Origin of the sequence: Parvibacter caecicola (assembly GCF_003725335.1) — a bacterium.
In the GTDB taxonomy this organism is placed as follows: domain Bacteria; phylum Actinomycetota; class Coriobacteriia; order Coriobacteriales; family Eggerthellaceae; genus Parvibacter; species Parvibacter caecicola.
Genome location: NZ_QIBY01000001.1, coordinates 163,051 through 184,307, shown reverse-complemented (window position 1 = coordinate 184,307; position 21,257 = coordinate 163,051). Strand labels below are relative to the sequence as shown.

General features: G+C 62.5%; 19 protein-coding genes and 1 tRNA gene. All 20 read left to right on the top strand.

Features of this window, described 5'->3' with window-relative positions:
* Positions 1 to 8 precede the first annotated feature (8 nt).
* The 20 genes from mreC to DMP11_RS00725 all read left to right on the top strand — a co-directional run bounded on the left by mreC (position 9) and on the right by DMP11_RS00725 (position 21,213).
* Entirely contained in the window at positions 9 to 896 is an 888-nt protein-coding gene (gene mreC / locus DMP11_RS00820; protein ID WP_123184594.1) for a rod shape-determining protein MreC, read from the top strand.
* On the top strand, positions 896 to 1,417 hold the full coding sequence (gene mreD / locus DMP11_RS00815; RefSeq protein ID WP_123184593.1) for a rod shape-determining protein MreD: 522 nt from the start codon (positions 896 to 898) through the stop codon (positions 1,415 to 1,417). The genes mreC and mreD overlap by 1 nt, the downstream gene beginning before the upstream one ends.
* A 25-nt stretch (positions 1,418 to 1,442) precedes the next feature.
* Positions 1,443 to 3,602, top strand: coding sequence for a penicillin-binding protein 2 (gene mrdA, locus DMP11_RS00810; RefSeq protein WP_123184592.1), 2,160 nt, complete (start codon positions 1,443 to 1,445; stop codon positions 3,600 to 3,602).
* 39 nt (positions 3,603 to 3,641) lie between these two features.
* The gene (gene rodA, locus DMP11_RS00805) at positions 3,642 to 4,865 is read left to right on the top strand and encodes a rod shape-determining protein RodA (RefSeq protein ID WP_214646972.1); all 1,224 of its coding nucleotides are present in this window, start codon (positions 3,642 to 3,644) and stop codon (positions 4,863 to 4,865) included.
* A complete protein-coding gene (locus tag DMP11_RS00800; protein WP_123184591.1) occupies positions 4,862 to 5,899 on the top strand; it encodes a YcjF family protein in 1,038 nt (345 codons plus the stop codon). The genes rodA and DMP11_RS00800 overlap by 4 nt, the downstream gene beginning before the upstream one ends.
* 32 nt (positions 5,900 to 5,931) lie before the next feature.
* On the top strand, positions 5,932 to 7,854 hold the full coding sequence (locus DMP11_RS00795; protein ID WP_123184590.1) for a TIGR03960 family B12-binding radical SAM protein: 1,923 nt from the start codon (positions 5,932 to 5,934) through the stop codon (positions 7,852 to 7,854).
* Positions 7,847 to 8,488, top strand: a complete 642-nt coding sequence (locus DMP11_RS00790) for a TIGR03936 family radical SAM-associated protein (RefSeq protein WP_123184589.1) — start codon at positions 7,847 to 7,849, stop codon at positions 8,486 to 8,488. The genes DMP11_RS00795 and DMP11_RS00790 overlap by 8 nt, the downstream gene beginning before the upstream one ends.
* A 34-nt stretch (positions 8,489 to 8,522) precedes the next feature.
* On the top strand, positions 8,523 to 8,771 hold the full coding sequence (locus tag DMP11_RS00785) for a TIGR03905 family TSCPD domain-containing protein (protein ID WP_123184588.1): 249 nt from the start codon (positions 8,523 to 8,525) through the stop codon (positions 8,769 to 8,771).
* Between the two features lie 126 nt (positions 8,772 to 8,897).
* Positions 8,898 to 10,325 (top strand): MBOAT family O-acyltransferase, encoded by a 1,428-nt coding sequence (locus tag DMP11_RS00780; protein WP_123184587.1) that lies wholly within the window; start codon positions 8,898 to 8,900, stop codon positions 10,323 to 10,325.
* Positions 10,326 to 10,347: 22 nt separating this feature from the next.
* Entirely contained in the window at positions 10,348 to 11,862 is a 1,515-nt protein-coding gene (locus DMP11_RS00775; protein ID WP_123184586.1) for a DHHW family protein, read from the top strand.
* Between the two features lie 124 nt (positions 11,863 to 11,986).
* Entirely contained in the window at positions 11,987 to 13,588 is a 1,602-nt protein-coding gene (locus DMP11_RS00770) for a DHHW family protein (protein WP_211329056.1), read from the top strand.
* Between the two features lie 121 nt (positions 13,589 to 13,709).
* A complete protein-coding gene (locus tag DMP11_RS00765; protein ID WP_123184585.1) occupies positions 13,710 to 14,096 on the top strand; it encodes a CsbD family protein in 387 nt (128 codons plus the stop codon).
* A 154-nt stretch (positions 14,097 to 14,250) separates the two neighbouring features.
* Positions 14,251 to 14,327: transfer RNA gene (locus DMP11_RS00760), tRNA-Asp, on the top strand.
* 220 nt (positions 14,328 to 14,547) lie between these two features.
* Positions 14,548 to 15,354, top strand: coding sequence for an AraC family transcriptional regulator (locus tag DMP11_RS00755; RefSeq protein ID WP_123184584.1), 807 nt, complete (start codon positions 14,548 to 14,550; stop codon positions 15,352 to 15,354).
* Between the two features lie 157 nt (positions 15,355 to 15,511).
* Positions 15,512 to 17,599 carry an ABC-F family ATP-binding cassette domain-containing protein gene (locus DMP11_RS00750; RefSeq protein ID WP_123184583.1) on the top strand — a complete coding sequence of 696 codons (2,088 nt, stop codon included), beginning with the start codon at positions 15,512 to 15,514 and terminating at the stop codon, positions 17,597 to 17,599.
* Positions 17,596 to 18,066: a tRNA (cytidine(34)-2'-O)-methyltransferase gene (locus tag DMP11_RS00745; protein WP_123184582.1), complete on the top strand. Its 471-nt coding sequence runs from the start codon at positions 17,596 to 17,598 to the stop codon at positions 18,064 to 18,066. The genes DMP11_RS00750 and DMP11_RS00745 overlap by 4 nt, the downstream gene beginning before the upstream one ends.
* 95 nt (positions 18,067 to 18,161) lie before the next feature.
* Positions 18,162 to 18,842 carry a site-2 protease family protein gene (locus DMP11_RS00740; protein WP_123184581.1) on the top strand — a complete coding sequence of 227 codons (681 nt, stop codon included), beginning with the start codon at positions 18,162 to 18,164 and terminating at the stop codon, positions 18,840 to 18,842.
* Positions 18,843 to 18,851: 9 nt separating this feature from the next.
* Entirely contained in the window at positions 18,852 to 19,640 is a 789-nt protein-coding gene (locus DMP11_RS00735) for a segregation and condensation protein A (protein ID WP_123184580.1), read from the top strand.
* Between the two features lie 15 nt (positions 19,641 to 19,655).
* Positions 19,656 to 20,438, top strand: a complete 783-nt coding sequence (scpB, locus tag DMP11_RS00730) for an SMC-Scp complex subunit ScpB (protein ID WP_123184579.1) — start codon at positions 19,656 to 19,658, stop codon at positions 20,436 to 20,438.
* Positions 20,431 to 21,213, top strand: a complete 783-nt coding sequence (locus DMP11_RS00725) for a pseudouridine synthase (protein WP_123184578.1) — start codon at positions 20,431 to 20,433, stop codon at positions 21,211 to 21,213. The genes scpB and DMP11_RS00725 overlap by 8 nt, the downstream gene beginning before the upstream one ends.
* The last annotated feature ends 44 nt before the right edge of the window (positions 21,214 to 21,257 follow it).

The following is a 21,257-nucleotide window of genomic DNA, read 5'->3' as shown; positions in this document are numbered from 1 at the left end:
ATCAACCCATGCGAGAACGCCGCCCTCTTAGAATCGGGCCCATCCTGTGCGCGCTGCTGGTGGTGGTATGCGTATTGGCGGTGGTGGTCTACCAACGGGAAGGGGCCACAGGCCCGCTGCACTCGGTACAGGCGACCGTTGCCGGCATCATCGCGCCTTTGCAGGGGCCGGGCGAGGCGGCCAGCGGGGCCGTGGACGATTTGGGCCAGGCCCAAGCGGATGCCTCTGCCAGCGAGGAAACCCTCAGCGCGCTGAAGCAGCAGAACGCCGAGCTGCGAAACCTGCTGGCCCAGGCGGAGGAGTACCGCCTGAAGGCGCAGGATCTGGAAAACCTCCTGAACCTCAAGGACATCTACGAGATAGAAGGCATGGGCGCCCACGTTATCGGCCGCTCCACCGACTCTTGGAACCAAACCATCACCCTCGATATCGGCGAGAGCAGCGGCGTGAAGCCGGGCCTCACCGTGATGGGCTCTTACGGCGTGGTGGGGCAGGTGGCCTCGGTGGCGGACAGGAGCTGCACGGTGCGCCTGCTCACCGACCCCCAGTCGGGCGTTGCGGCCCTTATCCAGTCCAACCGCGCCGAAGGCATCGTGCGCGGCTCGCTGGACGGCCTCCTTTACCTTGAAAACGTTGCGGCCGATGTTACGGTTGAACCGGGCGATGTGGTGCTTACCAGCGGTTTGGGCGGCTCGTACCAGCGGGGCCTGCTCATCGGCTCGGTGGTGAAGGTGGAAGGCCGCGCGGGAGACGCCACCCGCACCATCGTGGTTTCCCCCAACGACATCACCCACGGCTACGAGGACGTCATCGTGGTCTTCGAAGCTTCCGGCGATACCGGCGGCGATGAGGGCTCCGGCGATGGCGCTTCGGGCGACAAGGGCGCTGAGGGCTGATGGAAGGCAAGTCCCTGCTGCTGTTGCGCGTGGCCGGCGGCGCGGTGGCCCTGCTGCTGCAGGTGGCCGTTGCCCCCTTCATCTCGCTGGGCCAATGCACCCCCAACTTCATCGTTGCGTGGTGCGCTGCTTGCTGCATGGCCAACCCCGCCAAACCCCCGTACCTGTCCGCCTTCCTGCTGGGCATGGCTTTCGACATCATGGGGGGCGGCCCTGTGGGTGCTATGGCTTTTTGCCTCCTGGTGGTGACTTTTGCCGCGTCTCGTGTTTACATGGTGGTGAGCAACGACACAGTTTTCATGACGGTGGCCTTCTTGCTGGCCTCCGTTCTTGTGGTTGAGCTGCTGTACGCCATCGCGGTGGCCGCAGTTCAGCCGTCGGTGGCGTTGGGGCAGGCGCTTTTGTATCGCAGCCTTCCCAACAGTCTGTACAACTTTGTGGTTGCGGCCATCGTTTACCCCGTTGTGGCGTTTCTACAGGGCCGGCTGGCCTCCGCCGGCGCGGAAATGCCCGTGATTTAATTACTCGCAAAGGAGGGTGCCCTCAGTGGTCTCCGCCGTTTTGGCCGGCATCGTAGTGGCGCTGGTGCTGATAGTTGCAGTTGCCCTGCTGTTTGCGGCCCGGGCCCGCCGCCAATCGGACAAGGCCCCCCATCGCTCCGATGTCACCGAGCTTTCCAACATGTCGGTGGCGGGCGTGCGGGGCGAAGGCGGCGATTTGGAAGTGAAGCAGGGTCCCACAGCCACCAACAAGCTTCCCTCCGATGGCCTGAAATCGCGCTTCGCCGCTCTTGGCATTTTGGGACTGGGCATCTTCGGCGCCCTGTCCGCAAAGGTTTTCACCTTGCAAATTGCCCAAGGGGAGGGTTATGCCGAGCGGGCCGAGAAAAACCTCTACACCTCGGTGTCAACCCCTGCGCCCCGCGGGTACATCTACGACTGCAAGGGCACGGTGCTGGCGGGCAACGAGAGTTTGCAAACCGTGCTGGCCGACCCAGAAGTGGCCGATGACCCCGTGGTGCTGCGGCGCCTGTCCGGCGTGCTAGGCATACCCGTGAATGTGGTGCGCCAGCGCATCCAAGACGCCTCTTTGGGGGCCCAGAGCCAGCGGGTGGTGGCCGCCAAGGCGCGGCTGCGGGACGTGGCCTTCATTTCCGAGCACTCCGTGGCCTTCCCGGGCATCACGGCGGAAACCCGCACTTCCCGCCACTACCCCTACGGCGCGCTGGCGGCCCACGTGCTGGGCTACACCTCCTCGGTGACGGAAAACGAGCTGAACTCAAACCGCGAGGGCCGCGAAATCAAGTCCAACGACGTGGTGGGCAAAAGCGGCATCGAGTATTTCTACGACGACCTCATTTCCGGCGACCACGGGCAGCGGCGCGTGATGAAGGACGCCGGCGGCAACGTGGTGGACGTGGTGAGCGAAACCAAGCCCACCAAAGGCTGCGATATCACCCTCACGCTGGACGCGCGGGTGCAGTACGTGGCCGACACCGTGCTGGCCGACCTTATCGCCCCCGACGGCACCATCGGCACTGGCCGGGGCGTTGCTGGGGCCGCGGTGGTGGTGGACGTGCGCGACGGCTCCGTTGTGGCCATGTCCAGTTACCCCACCTTCGAACCGTCCCATTTCACCGGCTCCATCTCCACCGACGTGTGGAAGATCTACAACGAGGAAAAGGACGAAGAGGACGGCTACAACTATGCGGCCCTGAACAACCGTGTCATCAACGGCCTCTACGCCGCCGCCTCCACCTACAAATCTTTCACTTCGCTGGCGGGGCTGAACTACGGGTTCGCCAGCTTCGACAGCTCGTGGGAATGTACCGGCTCCTGGGACGGCTTCAGCACCGGGCAGCCGCAAATGTGCTGGAAGCACGAGGGCCATGGTTACCTGGGGCTGCGGGACGGCATCGTGAAGTCTTGCGACGTGGTTTTCTATGAAATCGGCAAGGCCTTCTACACCCACGGCCCCGAAGGAAGCGGCGAGCTGTCCGCCACGGCGCTGCAGGAGTTCCTGGAGCAATTCCGCCTGAACCAGACCACCGGCGTGGACCTGGGCGGCGAATCAGCCGGCCGCATCCCCACCCCGCAATGGAAGCAGGAGATGTTCGCCAACCGCCCCGCGGACGCCGTTTGGCGCGGCGGCGACTACACCAACATGATCATCGGCCAGGGCGACGTGTTGGTAACGCCGCTGGAGATAGCAGTGGCCTACGGGGCGCTTGCCACCGGCAACTTCATGAAACCCCACCTGCTCAAAGAGGTGATGAACGCCAACGGCGACATTGTGGTTGAATTTCAGCCGGAAGTGGTGCAGCAGCTGCAGGTGAACGAGAGTCACTTGGCCGTGGTGCGCGACGCGCTGCGGGGCGTAGTGGCGGAAAACGAAGCGGCAGCAGACATCTTCGACGAATACGGGCTGGCGGCCGCCGGCAAATCCGGTACCGCCGAGCACACCAACCGCGAAGACGATGCGTGGTTCGTGGCCTACGCCCCTTACAACGACCCCAAGTACGTGGCCGCCTGCGTAATCGAGCGGGGCGGGGGAGGCACCGCCGGCGCCGCTCCAGTAGTGGCCCGCCTGCTGAAGGAAGCGCTAGACGCCGCCGAGGACAAAAGCACGGTGGCAGTGGCCGCCATCCCCGGATGGAACGGCAGCCACGTGCACTACGCCGGCGAAGACGAAGGCCGCACCGACTAGTTTCCCTGACCGCCCACCCCTGGAAGGACCGTTTCACCCGTGAGCCAGCTGCCGCACATATCCCCCATGCAGGGCATGCGCTTCGAATCGCCCGACAAGAAAGGCGACGGAGGGCCTCTGGGCGGCGGCCTGCTGTCGTTTTTCCTGGTGGCCTTCGTGCTGATCTGCTACGGGCTGGTGGTGTGCTGGTCTGCTTGCCTGGTGGACAAAGATTTCAATTTCTCTCGCCAGTACCTGGGACTTCTGCTGGGGCTCATCTGCATGGTGGTGGTATGGCGCTTCGATTACCGCAAGCTGGGCAACATGACCGTGCCCCTCTACATCGTCACCATAGCGCTCATTCTTTCCCCCTTCGTGCCGGGGCTGGGCGTGGAGGAAAACGGCGCCCGCAGCTGGATCAAGCTGGGAATGCAGTTCCAGCCGGGCGAGTTCGCCAAAGTCACCATGGTGCTTTTGGCCGCCAGCCTGGTTTCCCGCTACGGCGGCAAACTGGACGATTTGCGCCAGTATTTGAAAGTGCTGTTCATACTGCTGTCGCCCACAGTGGTCATCATGCTCCAGCCCGACCTGGGCACGGGGCTGGTGTACTTCTTCATCGCCGGCGTCACCCTGGTCATGGGCGGGGCCAAGCCCTCTTACCTCATCGCCACGGTGGTTTTGGGAATTGCCGCGGTGGCGATTTTGCTAGGCATCGACGAGCTGGTATTCAAACACGAAGACCCCACCACTTCCACCGGCTACGAGTACAAGATTCTGAAACAGTACCAACGCTCCCGCCTCACCGTGTTCCTGAACCCCGACGCGGACACCTCGGCCACCGGTTACAACCTGGCCCAGGCCATGATCGCGGTGGGCTCCGGCGGCCTGTTCGGCAAGGGGCTGGGCAACACCACCCAGGCCGCCAACGGCTTTTTGCCGGAAGCTCCCACCGACTTCATCTTCTGCGTGCTGGCCGAGCAGCTGGGATTTGTGGGGGCCATGGCCCTCATCCTGCTCTATGCCGCCTTCATCGCGTGCGCCGTGCGCATCGCCCTGCGCTCCGACGACCTTTTCGGCATGCTGCTGGTGTGTGGCGTTGTGGGCATGTGGCTGTTCCAGATACTGGAGAACATCGGCATGACCATCGGGTTGATGCCCATCACAGGTATCCCTTTGCCATTCTTTAGTTACGGTTCGTCATTCATGGTCACCAATATGATTATGATAGGGCTCATAGCTTCCGTCGCATCTCACCATGCCACTTTAGGAGGGAAACGCTTATGAACCTTCCCGTTAATTTTTCCGCCGTCAAATCGGCGTTGGACTCTGCGCAGCAATCGACCCAGGAACCGCTTTCGGTGAGCCTCTACATCGACGAGGATTCCCCCGAAGACATGATCGCCCACGTGCGCAAGGCCTTTTTCAGCACCGATGCGAAAGTGCGCTTCTCGCTTGAGTACCTGAACGGCGCAAGCACCCCTCGCGATGGGGACGACATGGCCTGCATCGTGGCGGGCGCCAACCCGGCAGTGGGCAAGCTGGCCCAGGACATCCGCAACACCGGCGTTCCGGTGATGGTTGCCACGTCTATGCCGTCTTTGGTGCACGATTTGGCCCAGTCCACCGGCTGCCCCATTCCCGTGGGGGACATCGTGGCCCCCAACACGCCGGCCCCCAGCGCCAAAGGCGCCGTCCCTGCCCAAATGGAAGGGGAGGGCGTGGCCGAGCCTATAGTCTTAACCGATGAAGGGGCCAGAACCTTAAACGAGCGCATGGGCAAGTGGGTGATCACCGCCTGCAGCGAGAAGAAGCTGGCCTTCGCCTATGCCTTCGCCTTTGTGCGGCGCCCCTTGGCCACTGAAGCGGTTACCAGCACCTCCATCCAAAACGCCGGCATCGGCGCCTTCCTCTTCATTCCCGGAGCCGACATGCCAGTGCTCACCCTGAACCAAGTGAAGATGGTGCTGCAGATTGGCGCTGCTTACGGCCAGCCGATGACCATGGACCGCCTGAAGGAAATCGCCTTCGTGGTGGCGGGCGCGTTCGCCTGCCGCAGCCTGGCCCGCCAGGGCGCCGGGCTTGTGCCCGGGCTCGGCTGGGCGGTGAAGGGCGCCATCGGCTTCGCCGGCACCGAGGCCATGGGGCGCGCCGTGATCGAGTACTTCGAAGGCGGCGGCAACGTGGCCGGCTTGGCCAATTTGGTGAAGCGGGCCGCGAACACGGCCGCAGACGGCGCGGGAAAAGCCGCCAGTTCCCCCGCGGGCCAAACGGTCATCCGCAAGGGAGCCCAAGCGGCCGCTAAAATACTCAAGCTGTAAAAGCCCCCGACCTTCGAGGAATTTACCCGCACATGCAACACACGAACCTTTGGCCCGTCATCGAGCCGCTGCTGGCCCGCGCTGAGCGGCCGGCCCGTTACCTGAACCACGAATGGGGGGCGCAGGCCAAGCAGGACGCCGATTTCAGCTTCTGCATGGTGTACCCCGACACCTACGAGCTTGGGCAGGCAAACCAAGCGGTGCGCATCCTGGTGAACCGCGTGAACGCCACCAAGCACCTGGCGGCTGAGCGGGCGTTTTTGCCGGCGCCTGACATGATAGCCCTCATGCAAAAGGCCGGCGTGCCCCTGTTCTCGCTGGAGAGCATGGCGCCTTTGGCAGAGTTCGATGCCATCGGCATCACCTTGCCCCACGAGCTGGCCGCCACCAACGTGCTGGAAACCCTCTCGCTGGCCGGCATCCCGCTGCGCTCCGAAGAGCGCGGCGAAAACGACCCTTTGGTTTTAGGGGGCGGCCCGTGCGCCTACAATCCCGAACCCTACGCTCCCTTCTTCGACGCCATCTCAATCGGGGAGGGAGAGGAAGCGGTGCCGGAACTGCTGGGCGCCGTTCGCCGTTTGCGGCAGGAAGGGGCGCCCCGCGCCGAGATACTGCGGCAGCTGGCGCGCATCCCCGGCACCTACGTGCCGTCGCTATACCGCTGGCGCACCGAAGAGGAGGCGCAGGCGGCGGGCAGCTGGGTTGAGCCGCTGGAAGAAGGGCTGCCGTCCCAGATTGTCAAGCGCGTGTACACCCAATTCGCCGAAAGCGACGCCCACGAGCCCTGCGTCGTTCCCTTCACCGAAGTGGTGCACGACCGCTTGAACGTGGAGGTGCTGCGGGGCTGCGCCCGCGGCTGCCGTTTTTGCCAGGCGGGCATGATGTACCGCCCCGTGCGGGAGCGTACCGCCCAGAACATCGTGAACGCGGTGAAGCGAGGGCTGGCGGAAACCGGTTACGACGAGGTGTCGCTGACATCGCTTTCCTCCACCGACCACTCGCAAATCGCTGACATCCTCAAAAGCCTAAACTGCGCTTTTGACGGTTGCGGCGTGCGCATCTCGGTTCCCTCCCAGCGGCTGGACTCCTTCGGCGTGGAGATGGCTGGCCTGGTGGCGGGCCAGAAAAAGGGCGGGCTCACCTTCGCCCCGGAAGCCGGCACCCAGCGGCTGCGGGACGTCATAAACAAAAACGTCACCGAAGACGACCTGTTCGGCGCCATCGACGCCGCGTTCTCTGCCGGGTGGCGCCGCTGCAAGCTGTACTTCATGATCGGGCTGCCCACCGAAACCGACGACGACATCAAGGGCATCGCCAGCTTGGCCCAGCGCGCCTACGACCGCGCCAAGTCCAATGTGCCCCCCGACCAGCGGGGTAGCGTGCGCATGTCCGTTTCCGTTGCGGTGTTCGTGCCCAAATCCCAGACCCCGTTTCAGTGGGACGGGCAAATTTCCCCTGAGGAAACGCTGCGGCGCATCGGCCTTTTGCGCCGTTCGGTGAAGTACCGGGCAGTGGACGTGCACTGGCACGACCCGTCCACCTCTTTCGTTGAGGCGGTGATGAGCCGCGGCGGCCGCGAGGTGGCCGACTGGGTGCAGCGGGCCTGGGAAAAGGGCGCCCGTTTCGATGCCTGGACCGAGCTGTTCAACCAAGAGGCTTGGCGCGAGGCCGCCTCCGAGCTGGGGCTCAACCTCGAAGCCATCGCCCAGGCCACGTACGACACCACCCGCGTCATGCCCTGGGCCCACATCTCCTGCGGTGTAACGTCGCGCTTCCTGGCGCTGGAGCGCAAGCGGGCCCAGCAGGAAACCACCACCCCCGACTGCACTTACGAGCGCTGCACCGGCTGCGGCGCCTGCCCGTCGGTGAGCGCCGACAACCAGCTGGCGCAGCCTCGCGTGGGCCAGGGCTCCAATGCCGCGGCTGCGGTGGAACAGGAGGAAAACCATGGCTGATCCGTCCCTTTTCCGTTTGCGGGTGGTCTTCGCCAAAAGCGGCCGCCTGTGCCAACTGTCCCACTTGGAAATCGCCCGCACCCTTGAGCGCATCGTGCGCCGCGCCCAGCTGCCCTACGCCATCACCCAAGGGTTTTCGCCCCACATGAAAATCTCCTTCGGCTCGGCGCTGCCAGTGGGAGTGGGGGGAACCCGCGAGTTCTTCGACCTGTTCCTCACTTCCTATGTTAATGCCGATGTGGCGCTGAAGCAGCTGCAGCAGGCAAGCCCGGCCGACCTCATGCCGGAACAGTGCTTCTATGTGGCCGCCAGCGCGCCAGCGGCGTCGGTAGCCTTCCCGGTGAGCACCTACGAAGCGCTGCTATCCGGCCCCGCCGGCGATGTTCAGCTGCCGGAAACCGTCGCGGTGGTTCGCAAGAAGAAGGAAAGAGTGCTGCAAGTGGCCGAGTACCTGGCGGGTCCTGTGAAGCGGGCAGGGAACGCCCTCCGCTTCTCGCTGGAGGCAAAGCCCACCGGTTCGCTGCGGCCCGACGCCCTTATGCGGGAAGCCCTGCATGGCCGCAGCGACGTTGTGCTAGTATCCCTCACGAGAGTACAGCAGGTCGATGGTGACGGGAAGCCAGTGGTTTCCTAGCCAGTGCGGCCCCATGCGTGAAGGAGGAGAAGCCATGCATTCATTTACCCCGCGCGGCGTATGCTCGCGTCACATCGCCTTTGAGCTGGACGGCGACGCCCTGCGTTCGGTGCAGTTCACCGGCGGCTGCGACGGCAACTTGAAGGCCATCGCCAAGCTGGTGGAGGGAAAGCCTGCCGTCGAAGTTGCCCAGCTGCTGCGCGGCAACACCTGCGGGCCCCGCAGCACTTCCTGCGCCGATCAGCTGGCGCAGGCCATTGAAGGAGCCTTAGAGCAGCACTAGGACAACCGCTCACAATTAATATCTTTCATTGCGCGGCCGGCAATTGCATGCCGGCCGCGCAATCTCTACAATAACCATGCTAAATAGCTATTGACCAGGTAATTTGCGAAGGGGGAACAAAAGGATTTGGTTTTTTCGAGTCTGATATTCCTTTTCGTGTTCTTCGCGTTGAACTTAGCCGTTTACTTCACCGTTCCCAAGCGCTTCCGCAATCAGGTGCTGCTGGTGTTCTCGCTGGTGTTCTACGCCTGGGGCGGCCCCAAGTACCTGTTACTGCTGGTAGGGGAGACGCTCATCAGCTGGTGGTGCGGCCTGTTCATTTCCCGCCATGAAGAGCGCTCCAAAAAGCGGCTGGGCATCGTCATCGAATGCGTGGCGCTGCTGGGGCTTTTAGCCTACTTCAAGTACACCCGCTTTTTCATGGGCAACATCGCCGCCATCTTCGATGCGCCGGAGCTCATCCCTGAAATCTTCTTGCCCATCGGTATTTCCTTCTACACCTTCCAGCTCATTTCCTATGTGTGCGACGTGTACTGGGACAAGGTTCAGGCGCAGCCCACCTTCTGGAAGCTGCTGCTGTACTCGTCGCTGTTCTACCAGTGCATCGCCGGCCCCATCGTGCGCTACTCCACCGTGGCCGACGACATCGATCACCGCAAAGTGACCTCGCTCGACGTGTACGCTGGCATGCGCCGCTTCTGCATCGGCCTGGCCAAGAAGGCGGTGCTGGCCAACTCCTGCGCCTCGGTGGCCGATACGCTTCTGCCCATGGGCACCGAGGGGCTGTTCTTGCAGAACACCGCCGGCTGCTGGCTGGGCATGCTGTTCTTCATGCTGCAGATTTACCTGGACTTTTCCGCCTATTCTGACATGGCCATCGGCATGGGGCGCATGGTGGGCTTCCGGTTCCTGGAAAACTTTAATTACCCGTACCAGTGCACCTCCATCCAGGATTTCTGGCGCCGCTGGCACATCTCCCTTTCCAGCTTCTTCCGGGATTACGTGTACATCCCGCTGGGGGGCAGCCGCTGCAGCAAGCTGAAGTACGTGCGCAACATGACTGTGGTGTGGTTCCTCACCGGCCTCTGGCACGGCGCCAGCTGGAACTACATTTTCTGGGGTCTGTTCTTCTTGGTGTTCCTGCTGCTGGAGAAGTTCGTCATCGGCGGCTTTATAAAGAAGCACCGCGGGGTGGGCCACGTGTACGCCCTCATCGTGGTGTTCTTCGGCTGGGTGCTGTTCAAGTTCGAAAACTTCACCGAACTGGGGTGGGTGCTGAGCTGCATGTTCGGCCAAGCCGGCACCGGCCTTGGCGGGCTTGAAGTGCAGACCCTTCTCCTGCAGAACCTGTTTTTGCTCATATTCTGCATCGTCGCCTGCACCGAAGCCGGCAAGAAGCTGCACCTGCGCATGGGGCGCATGGCCCAGAGCAGCCCCTCTTTCCTTCGTGTTTACGGCATCACCGAAGCGCTGACGCCGGTGCTGTGCCTGCTGGTTTCCGTAGTGGCGCTTGCGGGCGCTTCCTACAACCCCTTCATCTACTTCCAGTTCTAAGCGCATCGGAAGGGGGCGAAGGATGGGACCTAAGCGAAAAGTGGGGGATGCGGCCCTAAACATGGTGAGCCAGATTCCGCTGCCGCCATCGGCTTACAGCGAAGAGGGGCAACGGGGCGCCGCGCCTGCCGCCGAAAAGCCGAAGCAGGCTCCGCGGAAGTCTTTCAGCCGACGCCAAGTTGCCTACCTCAAGAAAATGCACACGGCCGGTACCATTGCCTTCGGGGCCGTTATGGCCCTGGGCTGCTTCGCGGGGCTTCTGCTATTCGCCCACCCCAGCGTCTCCGCGTTGGAAAACCGCCAGCTCACCGAGTTTCCCGAGTTCAACGTTGGGGCTTTTTTGGACGGCTCTTACCTGGAACAGGTGGCGCTGTGGTACTCGGACACGTATCCCTTCCGCGACGCCTTGGTGGGGGCCAACTTGGATTTGCACCGGGCTTTCGGCATCAGCCCCGAAACCCAGTTAATCGGCGGCAACCGCCAGAGCGACCAGTTGCCTGATACTGGCGAAGGGGAGCCGCTGGAAACAGAAGCCGAGCCAGAAGGGCCCAAACGCGAACCGCGCGATCACGATATTTCCGAGCCGGAGGTGCGCCAGCGGGCTGCCAACATCGAGAACCAGATTTCCGATGGCATCTATGTGAACGGCAACGCCGCCTACACGCTGTACTACTTCGACAAGGGGGCCACGAAGGCCTACGCCCAAGTGATAAACGACGCCGCCAAGATGCTGGAAGGAAAAGCGGACGTCTATTCCATCGTGCTTCCCACCAACGGTGGCGTGATGCTGGATGACAGCGTGCTGGCATCTCTGGGGGTGCCCAACCAAGACCAGGCCATCGATTATTTCTACAGCTGCATGGACGACGCCATCATCACGGTGCCCACCTTCGACACCCTCTACGCCCATCGTGACGAGTACCTGTACTTCCGCACCGATTTCCACTGGACCCAGCTGGCCGCCTACTACGTGTACGAGAGCTTCTGTCAGCAGAAGGGCATCGAGCCGGCGCCTTACTTCCAATGGAAGCAGCTCAGCTTCGGGCCGTACCGCGGTGAATACGATCAACTGGTGTCCAACTCTTCGCAGCTTCTGGCCGACGAGGTGCGCGTGCGGGTGCCCGCAGGGGCGAAAACCGTCCAGTACTGGGACGACGACATGACGCTGGGAGAGCCGTCCAAAGCCTCCGTAGTGGAAGACCTGACAAACGCGCCCCCCAACAGCAACTTCTACGGCTGTTTCATCGGCGGCAACCGGGCGCTCACCTACATCGAGAACCCCACTGTCACCGACGGTTCATCGTGCCTGGTGATCAAGGACTCCTTCGGCAATCCGCTGGTTTCCACCATGGTAGACAGCTACCAGTACATCTGGTGCGTTGACTTCCGCTTCACCCATCAGAAGATGATGGATTTGGTGGAAGAGCACAACATCCAAGACGTGATCTTCGAAAACGTGCTCATGTTCGCCGGCACCTACGACTGCTCTGACCTGCTGGCCTCCATCGTGTACCCCAACGGCTATTCGATGGAGTAACGCTCAAGGTTTGTGCGCCTTCTCTTGAAAGCGCATTCGGTGCTGGTATCGCAGCGGGGGAGTCGTATAATTATCTGTCAGCACAAATACTGCAAAAAAAAGCGAAGGGAGCGAAGGCGGCGAGATGCGGGAGCACAGCTACAACAACAACATGAACCTGGTCACGCAAATCCCGCTGTCTCCCACGAGGCCCACTGGGCCGGCCAGAAAGCCCAAGGCCCCGAAGCACGCCGCGGCCGCGCAGCCCAGCGCCACCGCAGAATCTCCTTCCAAGGAAGGGGAAGGCTATGCGGCCACGCAAGGGCCAGCTGCTCTTGCGCCAGCGCAGCTGGCCGAACAACCGGGCGAAGCCGACGCCCGCGATGGTGCCCCGCCCAGAAAGAGGGCCTTCAACCGCCGCGAGGTGCGTTATCTGAAGTCCGCCCATGCCTGGGGCGTGCGCGCTTTCGGCGCCGCCATGGCGGTGGGTTGCGTGACGGGACTCCTCATTTTCGCCCACCCTGCCACCTCCCAGCTGGAGGGGCGCCAGCTTACCGCGTTTCCCGAATTCACTGTAGACGGCTTTCTGGACGGTTCCTATTTGGAGCAGGTGGCCCTGTGGTATTCGGACACCTTTCCCTTCCGCGATACGCTGGTGAACCTCGGGCAAGACCTCAAGGGGCTCTACGGCGTGCAACCGGACACCTCGCTGGTTGGGGGCAAGGTGCAAGCGGACGAGCTGCCCCCGCTCGAACCCCAGGCGCCACCGGATGAGCCGGCCCCCGACGAGCCCAAACCCGAGGACGAGGGGCCCGTAGAGGTGCCCACCGAGGACGCCATGGCGGCCGACGTGCAAAAGAACATCATGAGCGGCTTGTACGTGAAAGACGGGGCCGCTTATAGCATTTACTACTTCAGCCAAGAGGCGGTGACCAACTACACCACCGCCATCAGCAAGGCGGCTGATGCGCTGGAGGGCACAGCCGATGTTTATTCCATCATCGTGCCCAACAATTCCGCCGCCATCCTGGACGAGAGCGTGCTGGATTCGCTGGGAGGCACCAATCAGGACCAGGCGATTCGCTATTTCAACAGCCTGTATTCGCCGAACGTGCGCACCGTGCCCATCTTAGACGCGCTGCGGCAGCACCGCACCGAGTACACCTATTTCCGCACCGACCACCACTGGACGGCCCTGGGCGCCTACATTGCCTATGAGGAGTTCTGCAAGGCGAAGGGGCTGCAGCCGGTGGATTTGGACGCGCTGAAAACCATGACCTTCGACGGCTTTTTGGGCACGTTCTACACCGAGCTCAAAAACGCCGCGATGGCCGATAACCCCGATACCGTGACCGCCTACGTGCCCGAAGGCACCAACGCCATGACCTACTGGAACAAAGACGGCGACGAGGTGGAGGCGAAGGTGATCACCGACGTGACCGGTTGGAACAAGAACTCCCTCTACAACACCTTCATCGCCGGCGATCAGCCCATTTCCATCATCGAGAACCCAGCGATCACCGACGGCTCATCCGTGCTGGTGGTGAAGGATTCCTTCGGGAACGCCTTTGTGCCCTTCCTCGTGAACAACTACCAAACGGTGCATGTGATCGACTACCGCTACACCGATACCAACATCGTGGAGTACGTGAAAGAGCACCAGATCAAGGACGTGGTGTTCATGAACAATATCTCCCTAGCAGGCACCCTCACCGTTGCGGCCAAGATAGACTCCATGGTCGGGTAGTCATCTAGCGCGAAACGGTTTTCCAACGCGGCCATATCCCTTGCCCCGCCCGTCAGTCGCCGCACGGCAAGGCGCCGTATCCTTTGGGTGCCCTAACAATCATGACTTAAGGAGGTGCGCCATGAGCGTGCTGGACAAGGTAAAGGAAATGGCCGACAAGGCCGGAGATGCCATCGAAGACGCAGCCCATGATTTTGCCGACAAGGCCGAGAACTTCGCCCATGACGTGGCGGAAAAGGCAGGGGACGCCAAGGACGCCATCGTTGACAAGGCGGGCGATGCCGGCGATGCTATCGCTGACAAGGCCGGCGACATCAAAGACGCCGTGGCCGACAAGGCGGGGAATCTGAAGGATGCCGCAGCCGCCAAGGCCAAAGAGATCGGCGATAAGGCCTCCGACGCCAAAGACGCCGTTGCCGACAAGGCAGGGGATGTGCAGCAGGCCATCGCCGACAAAGCCGCTGACGCCAAGCAAGCCATTCAGGATAAAACCGGCAGCGCTCAGTAATTGAAGCCGTACCCTCCAGCGCCCCGTTTAACGGCGGGGCGCTTTTGCGTTGAGCAGGGCATTTACCGTTCGCCGGCGCGAAAACAGAACTTTTCAAAATTAGGGCTTGTGTTCCCATTTTCTTGTGCGTATAATTATCGAGCTGTCGCAGCACGGGGTGTTAGCTCAGTTGGTTAGAGCGCCGGCCTGTCACGTCGGAGGTCGCGAGTTCAAGTCTCGTACATCCCGCCATTCAACACCAAAACAGGAGCCATTTAGGCTCCTGTTTTTTTATTCCTCCAGGTTAAGAATCCCTCATCCGCAATATCGTTCAAGCTTTCACCGCGTTCATGCCCTAGGGTTTTCTCGCTGACAACAGGACATGGCATAAGTCAGCATATAAACTTGTTGGAAGTCCATCCTTTACGCGACGATCCAGAGCGAGAGAGAGAGGGGGGGGGGAGCGATACGCATGCCAGTAGCATCGGGCAACAAACCATCAGAAGAGCCTTGCTGCACCGTCGTTCCCGTTCCCGTGCTTGGCGGGGAGAGAAGGTCCTACAGCGGATTCGCCCAGCCATTCGCCGCGCATTCTCACAGATACTACGTGATTGGCCGTGTGCGCCAGGGGTCGCGTATTCTTGAGCTTAACGGGCGCGCTCTGCGTATCGGCCCAGGCGATCTAATAGTGTTCAATCCGGGGGACGTTCACGGTTGCAGCCACGACGGCGACGAGCTCTTCGCCTACGACAGCGTCACCATCGCTTCTGACAGGCTCGATAACGCAGTTCTTGTTTATCCGGACAGCGATGCGATGGTCGCCGGGGAAGCGTTTGAGGCCCTCATGGAGGCGCTTGATGGCAACGCCGATGAGGAAGTGATGGAGCGGGCTCTATACCTGGCAAACCTCTTGGAGTCCGATAAGGCCGAGCATCGTCCTGTCGCGGCGCACGACAATGCCGCTCTTCGCGCGTATGCGCACCTCCTTGGCCACCTGGCAGAACCGGTTTCCATAAAAGATCTGGCCGCGGATGAGGGCATCTCGGAATATACCCTTATCCGCGCGTACCGCCGCCGCTTCTCCATCACTCCGCTTCAGCACCTCATGTCTCTTCGCATCGAGTGCGCCCGCGAACTCCTAGCGCAAGGAGCAGCGCCCTCCGATGTCGCAGCACAGACGGGCTTCGCTGACCAAGCCCATTTAACCCGCACGTTCAAGCAACGCCTCGGAACAACCCCAGCCGCATACCGCAAGATGACCTCAAAAAGCTCACGCTAACGAGACGCCACCTCATGGCATTCTTCACCGTTTTTCGGTGCCAATAGCTGCGGTTTGGTTTCCTCGGGCTTTCTGCCGGGGTGTTAGGGTGGGGCGCGTGGGCTTCGCTATAATGCTTCAGGTTTATATTTCGCGAAGTGAAAGCCCCAAGTAAAACATGATTCTGCAAACCGAACATATTTCTAAATCCTACGGCGGACGACAGCTGTTCCACGACGTTACCTTCAAGCTGGAAGAATTCGACCGTCTGGCGCTGGTGGGCCCTAACGGCGCCGGCAAAACCACGCTGCTGAACATCATCGCCGGCAAAAACGACCCGGACGAGGGGCGCATCCTCACTGCGAAGGGGGCCCGTGTGGGCTACCTGGAGCAGGAGGCCATCGAGATGCCCGACCGCCCCATCTTCGAAGAGGTGCTGTCCTCGCAGGTGGAAGTGCTGGAGGCCGAACGGCGCCTTCACAAGTTGGAGGCGGAACTGGGGGCCAACCCCACCGAGGCGCAGCTGGCCGCCGCCGGGCGCGCCCGCGACGCTTACGAGCGCATGGGGGGCTACTCCCTTGAGGCGAAGGTGCGCGGCGTGCTGTTCGGCCTGGGATTCAAAGAAGCCGACCTGGCCCGCTCCACCAACAACTTCTCCGGCGGCTGGCAGATGCGCATAGCCCTCTCGAAGCTGCTGATTCGCAATCCGGAAATCCTGCTGCTGGACGAGCCCACCAACCACCTGGACCTGGAGTCGGTGAAATGGCTGGAGGGCTTTTTGCGCGGCTACGAGGGCACCGTGATCGTGGTGAGCCACGACCGCGCCTTCATGGACAACACGGTGGACCGCGTGGCGGAGATCGATAATGGGGAAGTGCTGCTGTACAAGGGCAACTACAGCGCTTACCTGAAGCAGCGCAAAGAGCGGCTGGAGCTGCTGCGGGCCCAAAAGGCCAAGCAGGACGAAGAGCTGTCGCACCTGGAGGCCTTCGTGGAGAAGTTCCGCTACAAGGCCACCAAGGCAAAGCAAGCGCAAGACCGCCAGAAGCGCATCGACAAGATAATGGAGAACCGCATCGTCATCCCGGAAGAGAAGAAGACGGTGCACTTCAACTTCCAACAGCCCCCGCGCACCGGCGACATGGTGGTGCGCGGCACCGACATCGTGAAGCGCTTCGGCGACAAAACCGTGTACGACGGCCTGGACTTCACCCTGTACCGCGGCGACAAGGTGGCGCTGGTGGGCCCCAACGGCGCCGGCAAGTCCACGCTGCTGAAGATGATCGCCGGCGTGCTGGCCCCCGACAGCGGCACCATCGACTACGGGGTGCACGTGGAGCTGACCTACTACGCGCAGCACCAGCTGGAAGAACTTCACGCCGGCAACACCGTGTTCGAGGAGCTGGACCGGGTGGCCCCCGGCTGGACCATCTCGCAGGTGCGCACGCTTCTGGGCGCGTTTCTGTTCACCGGCGATGCGGTGGACAAGAAGGTGGGCGTGCTGTCCGGCGGCGAGAAAAGCCGCTTGGCGCTGGCGAAGATGCTGGTGGCGCCTAAGCCGCTGCTGTGCCTGGACGAGCCCACCAACCACCTGGACATCTCCAGCGCCGACATCCTGGAGCAGGCGCTCGTCCACTTCGACGGCACCATCGTGTTCATCACCCACGACCGCCATCTCATCCGCAACGTGGCCAACCGCATCATCGAAATAGCGCCGGGGAAGGTTACCAACTACGACGGCGACTACGACTACTACCTGTTCAAGTCGGGGCAGCTGGACACCTTGAGCCCGGCGGAGCGTTCGCTGGTGGACGATTTGTTCGAAGGGGAGGAGCCAAAGGGCAAAACCGCCGCCAAGCCGAAGGGCGCCGGCCCAGGCAAAGTGGTGGCGGTGAACAAGCACGGCAAGAAGGCGCCGGAACCGAAAGCGCCCCAGCCCCTCACCGCCCCCAAAGAGAGCGCTCCCAAAACCAAGGAACAGAAGCGGCGCGAAGCGGAAGCGCGCAATCGCGCCTACGCGGTGCTGAAGAACCAGCGCAAACGGCTGGCGGTGCTGGAAGCACAGCTGGACAAGGACAACGCCCGCATGGACGAGCTGCTGGCCTTGATGGCCGATCCGGACTTCTACATCAACGAATCCGCCTCCACCGACGCCATCGCCGAACACGCAACGCTGAAAAAGCGCATCGCCGAGGCGGAAGAGGAGTGGTTCGCCCTCACCGAGGAAATCGAAGAGGAAATGACCCGCCAGCAGGAAGGGGCGTGAGGGCGCTCGTGAACATCGTGCTGATCGAGCCGGAAATCCCCCAGAACACTGGCAACATCGCCCGCACCTGCGTCGTTACCGGGGCCACGTTGCACCTGGTGGAGCCGATGGGGTTTCGCCCCACCGAGCGCAACCTGAAGCGCGCCGGCTGCGACTACTGGAATGACGTGGAAATCGTGCGGTGGCCTTGCGCTGAGCAGTTCTTCGCCGCCCACGGCGAGGACGAGCTGCACCTGTTCACCGGCAACTGCAGCACCGCCTACACGGATGCCTCTTACGGCGCGGACACTTTTCTGGTGTTCGGGCGCGAAAGCCGCGGGCTAGAGGAGCGTTGGCTTGAGCAGTTCGCCGCCCGCTGCGTGCGCATCCCCATGCGGGAAGGGCAGCGGTCGCTGAACCTGTCGAACGCGGTGGCCATCGGCGCATACGAGGCACTGCGGCAGCAGGGCTTCGCCGGGCTTTGCTAAAAAAGGGAAGAGGGGCCTGCAAGTAAGCCGCATTCCCTGCGCACAATTGGCGAAGACGGGGCGGCAGCGGGGCAAATGAGGTAAACTAACGGGCTATGTCTAACGAGATTCAATACATACTTGCCATGGTGCTGAGCTTTGTGCCGGCACTGGTGTGCCACGAGGCGGCCCACGGATTCGCCGCTTACAAACTGGGAGACCCCACCGCAAAGCGGGCCGGGCGGCTCTCGCTTAACCCGCTGCGCCACATCGACCCCTTCGGCACGGTGATTCTGCCGGCCATGTTGATGCTGATGCACATGCCGGTGTTCGGCTACGCGAAGCCGGTGCCCTACAACCCCGGTTACTTTAAAGACCCGCGCAAGGGCGACCTCATCACCGGTCTTGCCGGGCCGGCCGCCAACTTGGTGCTGGCGCTGGCTGGGGCGGGGCTGGCCTGGGCGCTCTTGGGCACCGCGCTCACCGGCGCCTTGTCAAACCCGGTGTTCGAGTGGTTCTACCTCATGTACCTGCCCACCTTCACCCTCATCAACCTCTTCCTCATGTTCTTCAACCTGCTGCCCATCCCGCCGTTGGACGGCTCGTCCATCTTCGCCATCCTCATTCCGGCGAAGTACCTGCCCAAATACTACGAGATCCAGCGTTACGCCTTCCCGGTGTTCATGATGGCGGTCATTTTGCTGCCCTACCTGTTCCACGTGAACCCCTTCGGGTGGTATTTCGACGTCACCGCCTACAACCTGGCCAACCTCGTGTACCCGTTCCCCATCGCCTAAGGGCCGCAGATGTCGTATCGCGTGAAAATCGAGAACTTCGACGGCCCATTCGAGCTGCTGCTTTCGCTGGTGAGCAAAGATAAGGTGGATATCGGCTCCATCTCCATCACCGAAATCGCCGACCAGTACCTGGCGGAAATCCAGCGCTTGAAGGCGCTGGATTTGAATGTGGCCAGCGACTTCTTGCTGGTGGCGGCCACGCTTCTGGAAATCAAAGCCCAAAGCCTTCTGCCCAAACCGCAAATCGAGCTGGACGAGGACGTGGCGGAGCTTTCCCCCAACGAGGCGCGGGACATCCTTGTGGAACGGCTGATGAACTACAAGAAGTACAAGAACGCCGCCGGCGCCCTGTACGAGCGCTTCGAAGCGGAAGGGCGTATGCACAGCCGCCCCTTCGGGCCCGATGCCGTGTTTTTGCAGGTGATGCCCGACTTCCTGAAGGGCGTCACCACCGACGCCCTGGGACTGATGGCTGCCGGCTCTTACGCGCGGCGCGAGGTGTTTCTACTGGAAAGCGAGCACATCGCCGCGAAACCGCTGCCAGTGGAGGTGCACGTGCGCGCCATCCATCAGCGCATCCGCAACAAAAAGCATCTGAAGTTCAGCGAGCTGGTAACCGAGGACACGCCAACCGAAGTGCTGGTGGTGACGTTTCTGGCGCTGTTGGAGCTGTTCAAGCGGGCCATGGTGCACCTGAACCAGCCCAACCCCTTTGGCGACATCATGGTGGACTACATCGAAGGATCGGGCGAACTGGTGCTTGACGAACAGCACGGCCTGACATCTATCGAGGAATAGGGAAGGACGAGAGCCTTGTTTCAGGGAATAACCGAAGCGGACCTGCCCGGGGCGCTGGAAGCCCTCTTGTTCGTGACCGACCAACCGGTGAGCGCCGTTACCCTGGCCGAAATGCTGGAGTGCGACGTGAGCCTGGCGGAAAGCGCCCTTCTGGCGCTGCAGGAGCAGCTGACCAGCGGAAACCGCGGCATCCAGCTGCGGGAGGTGGCCGGCGGCTGGCGGCTGTTCACCCACCCCGCCTACCATGAGCTGATCGAGAAGTACGTGGTTTCCTGGGACACCCGCAAGCTTTCGGCGGCCGCCATGGAAACGCTGGCCATTGTGGCCTATTCCCAGCCGGTCACCCGCGGCCAGGTGGCCTCGGTGCGCGGTGTGAACTCCGACAGTCCCATGAACTCCCTGGTGGAAAAGGGGCTGCTGCGGGAAATGGGGGTGGCCGACGCCCCTGGCAACCCGGTGCTCTACGGCACCACTCGCACGTTTTTGGAGAAGTTCGGGCTGCGCTCGGTGGCAGATCTTCCCGACTTGGCGCAGTTCGTGCCCGACGAGGCCACCCGGCGCTTGGTGGCGGAGCGGCTGTCGGCCGTGCGCGTGCAGGTGGAAGCGGTGCCGGACGGAGAGGACGCCCCAGATGCCGAGGGGCTGCAAGCGCCTGCCCCCCAAGGCACGGAAGACGGCGCCGGCGCGCCTTTGGAAGACGCTGCCCGCGCCGCGGTGACCGCCGCCTTCACGGCACTTAGCGGCGCGGTGGAAAAGATCGACTTCGACACCCTGGTGTTCGAGACCGACGATGAGTAGCCCAGAGGCCCAGCGGCTTCAGAAGTACCTGGCCCGCAGCGGCGTGGCATCGCGGCGCGCCTGCGAGCAGCTGATAGCCCAAGGGCGCGTGACGGTGAACGGCGCCGTGGTTTCGCAACCGGGCACCACCGTGGTGCCGGGCGCCGACGAGGTTGCGCTGGACGGGGCGGTGGTGAGGCCGCCGGAAAGCTCCGTAGCGCTGATGCTGCACAAGCCCCCGCGGGTGCTCACCACCATGGACGACCCCCAAGGGCGCGCCACCGTGGCATCGCTGGTGCCCGCCGAGCAATATCCGGGGCTTTTCCCCGTGGGGCGCCTGGACGCCGACACCACCGGCCTTCTGCTGTTCACCAATGACGGGCAACTGGGCAACAGCCTCATCCATCCGCGGCGCCATGTGGAGAAAACCTACCTTGCCCTGGTGGAAGGGCAGCCCACGGAACCGCAGATGGAGGCGCTGCGAAACGGCGTTCTGCTGGAAGACGGTCCCACGCTGCCGGCCCGCGGGCGCGTTCTGCCGCTGTCCCAGGCCCGCACCGTTGCCGCCCAGCTGGGATGGAGCCTGAAGGGCGGCCGCCGCATCGTGGAGCTGACCATCACCGAAGGCCGCAACCGGCAGGTGAGACGGATGTTGGCGGCGGTGGGGCACCCGGTGCTGCAGCTGCACCGTTGCAGCTTGGCGAGCCTCACGTTGGGGGATTTGGCGCCGGGCCAATGGCGGCTGCTCGCCGATGGGGAAGTGGCCGAGCTGGCCGCCTGCGCGGGCGACTGCTAAGGTTTGAAATTTGCCGAGTCATCCGGTTATTTTTACGGAAAGGG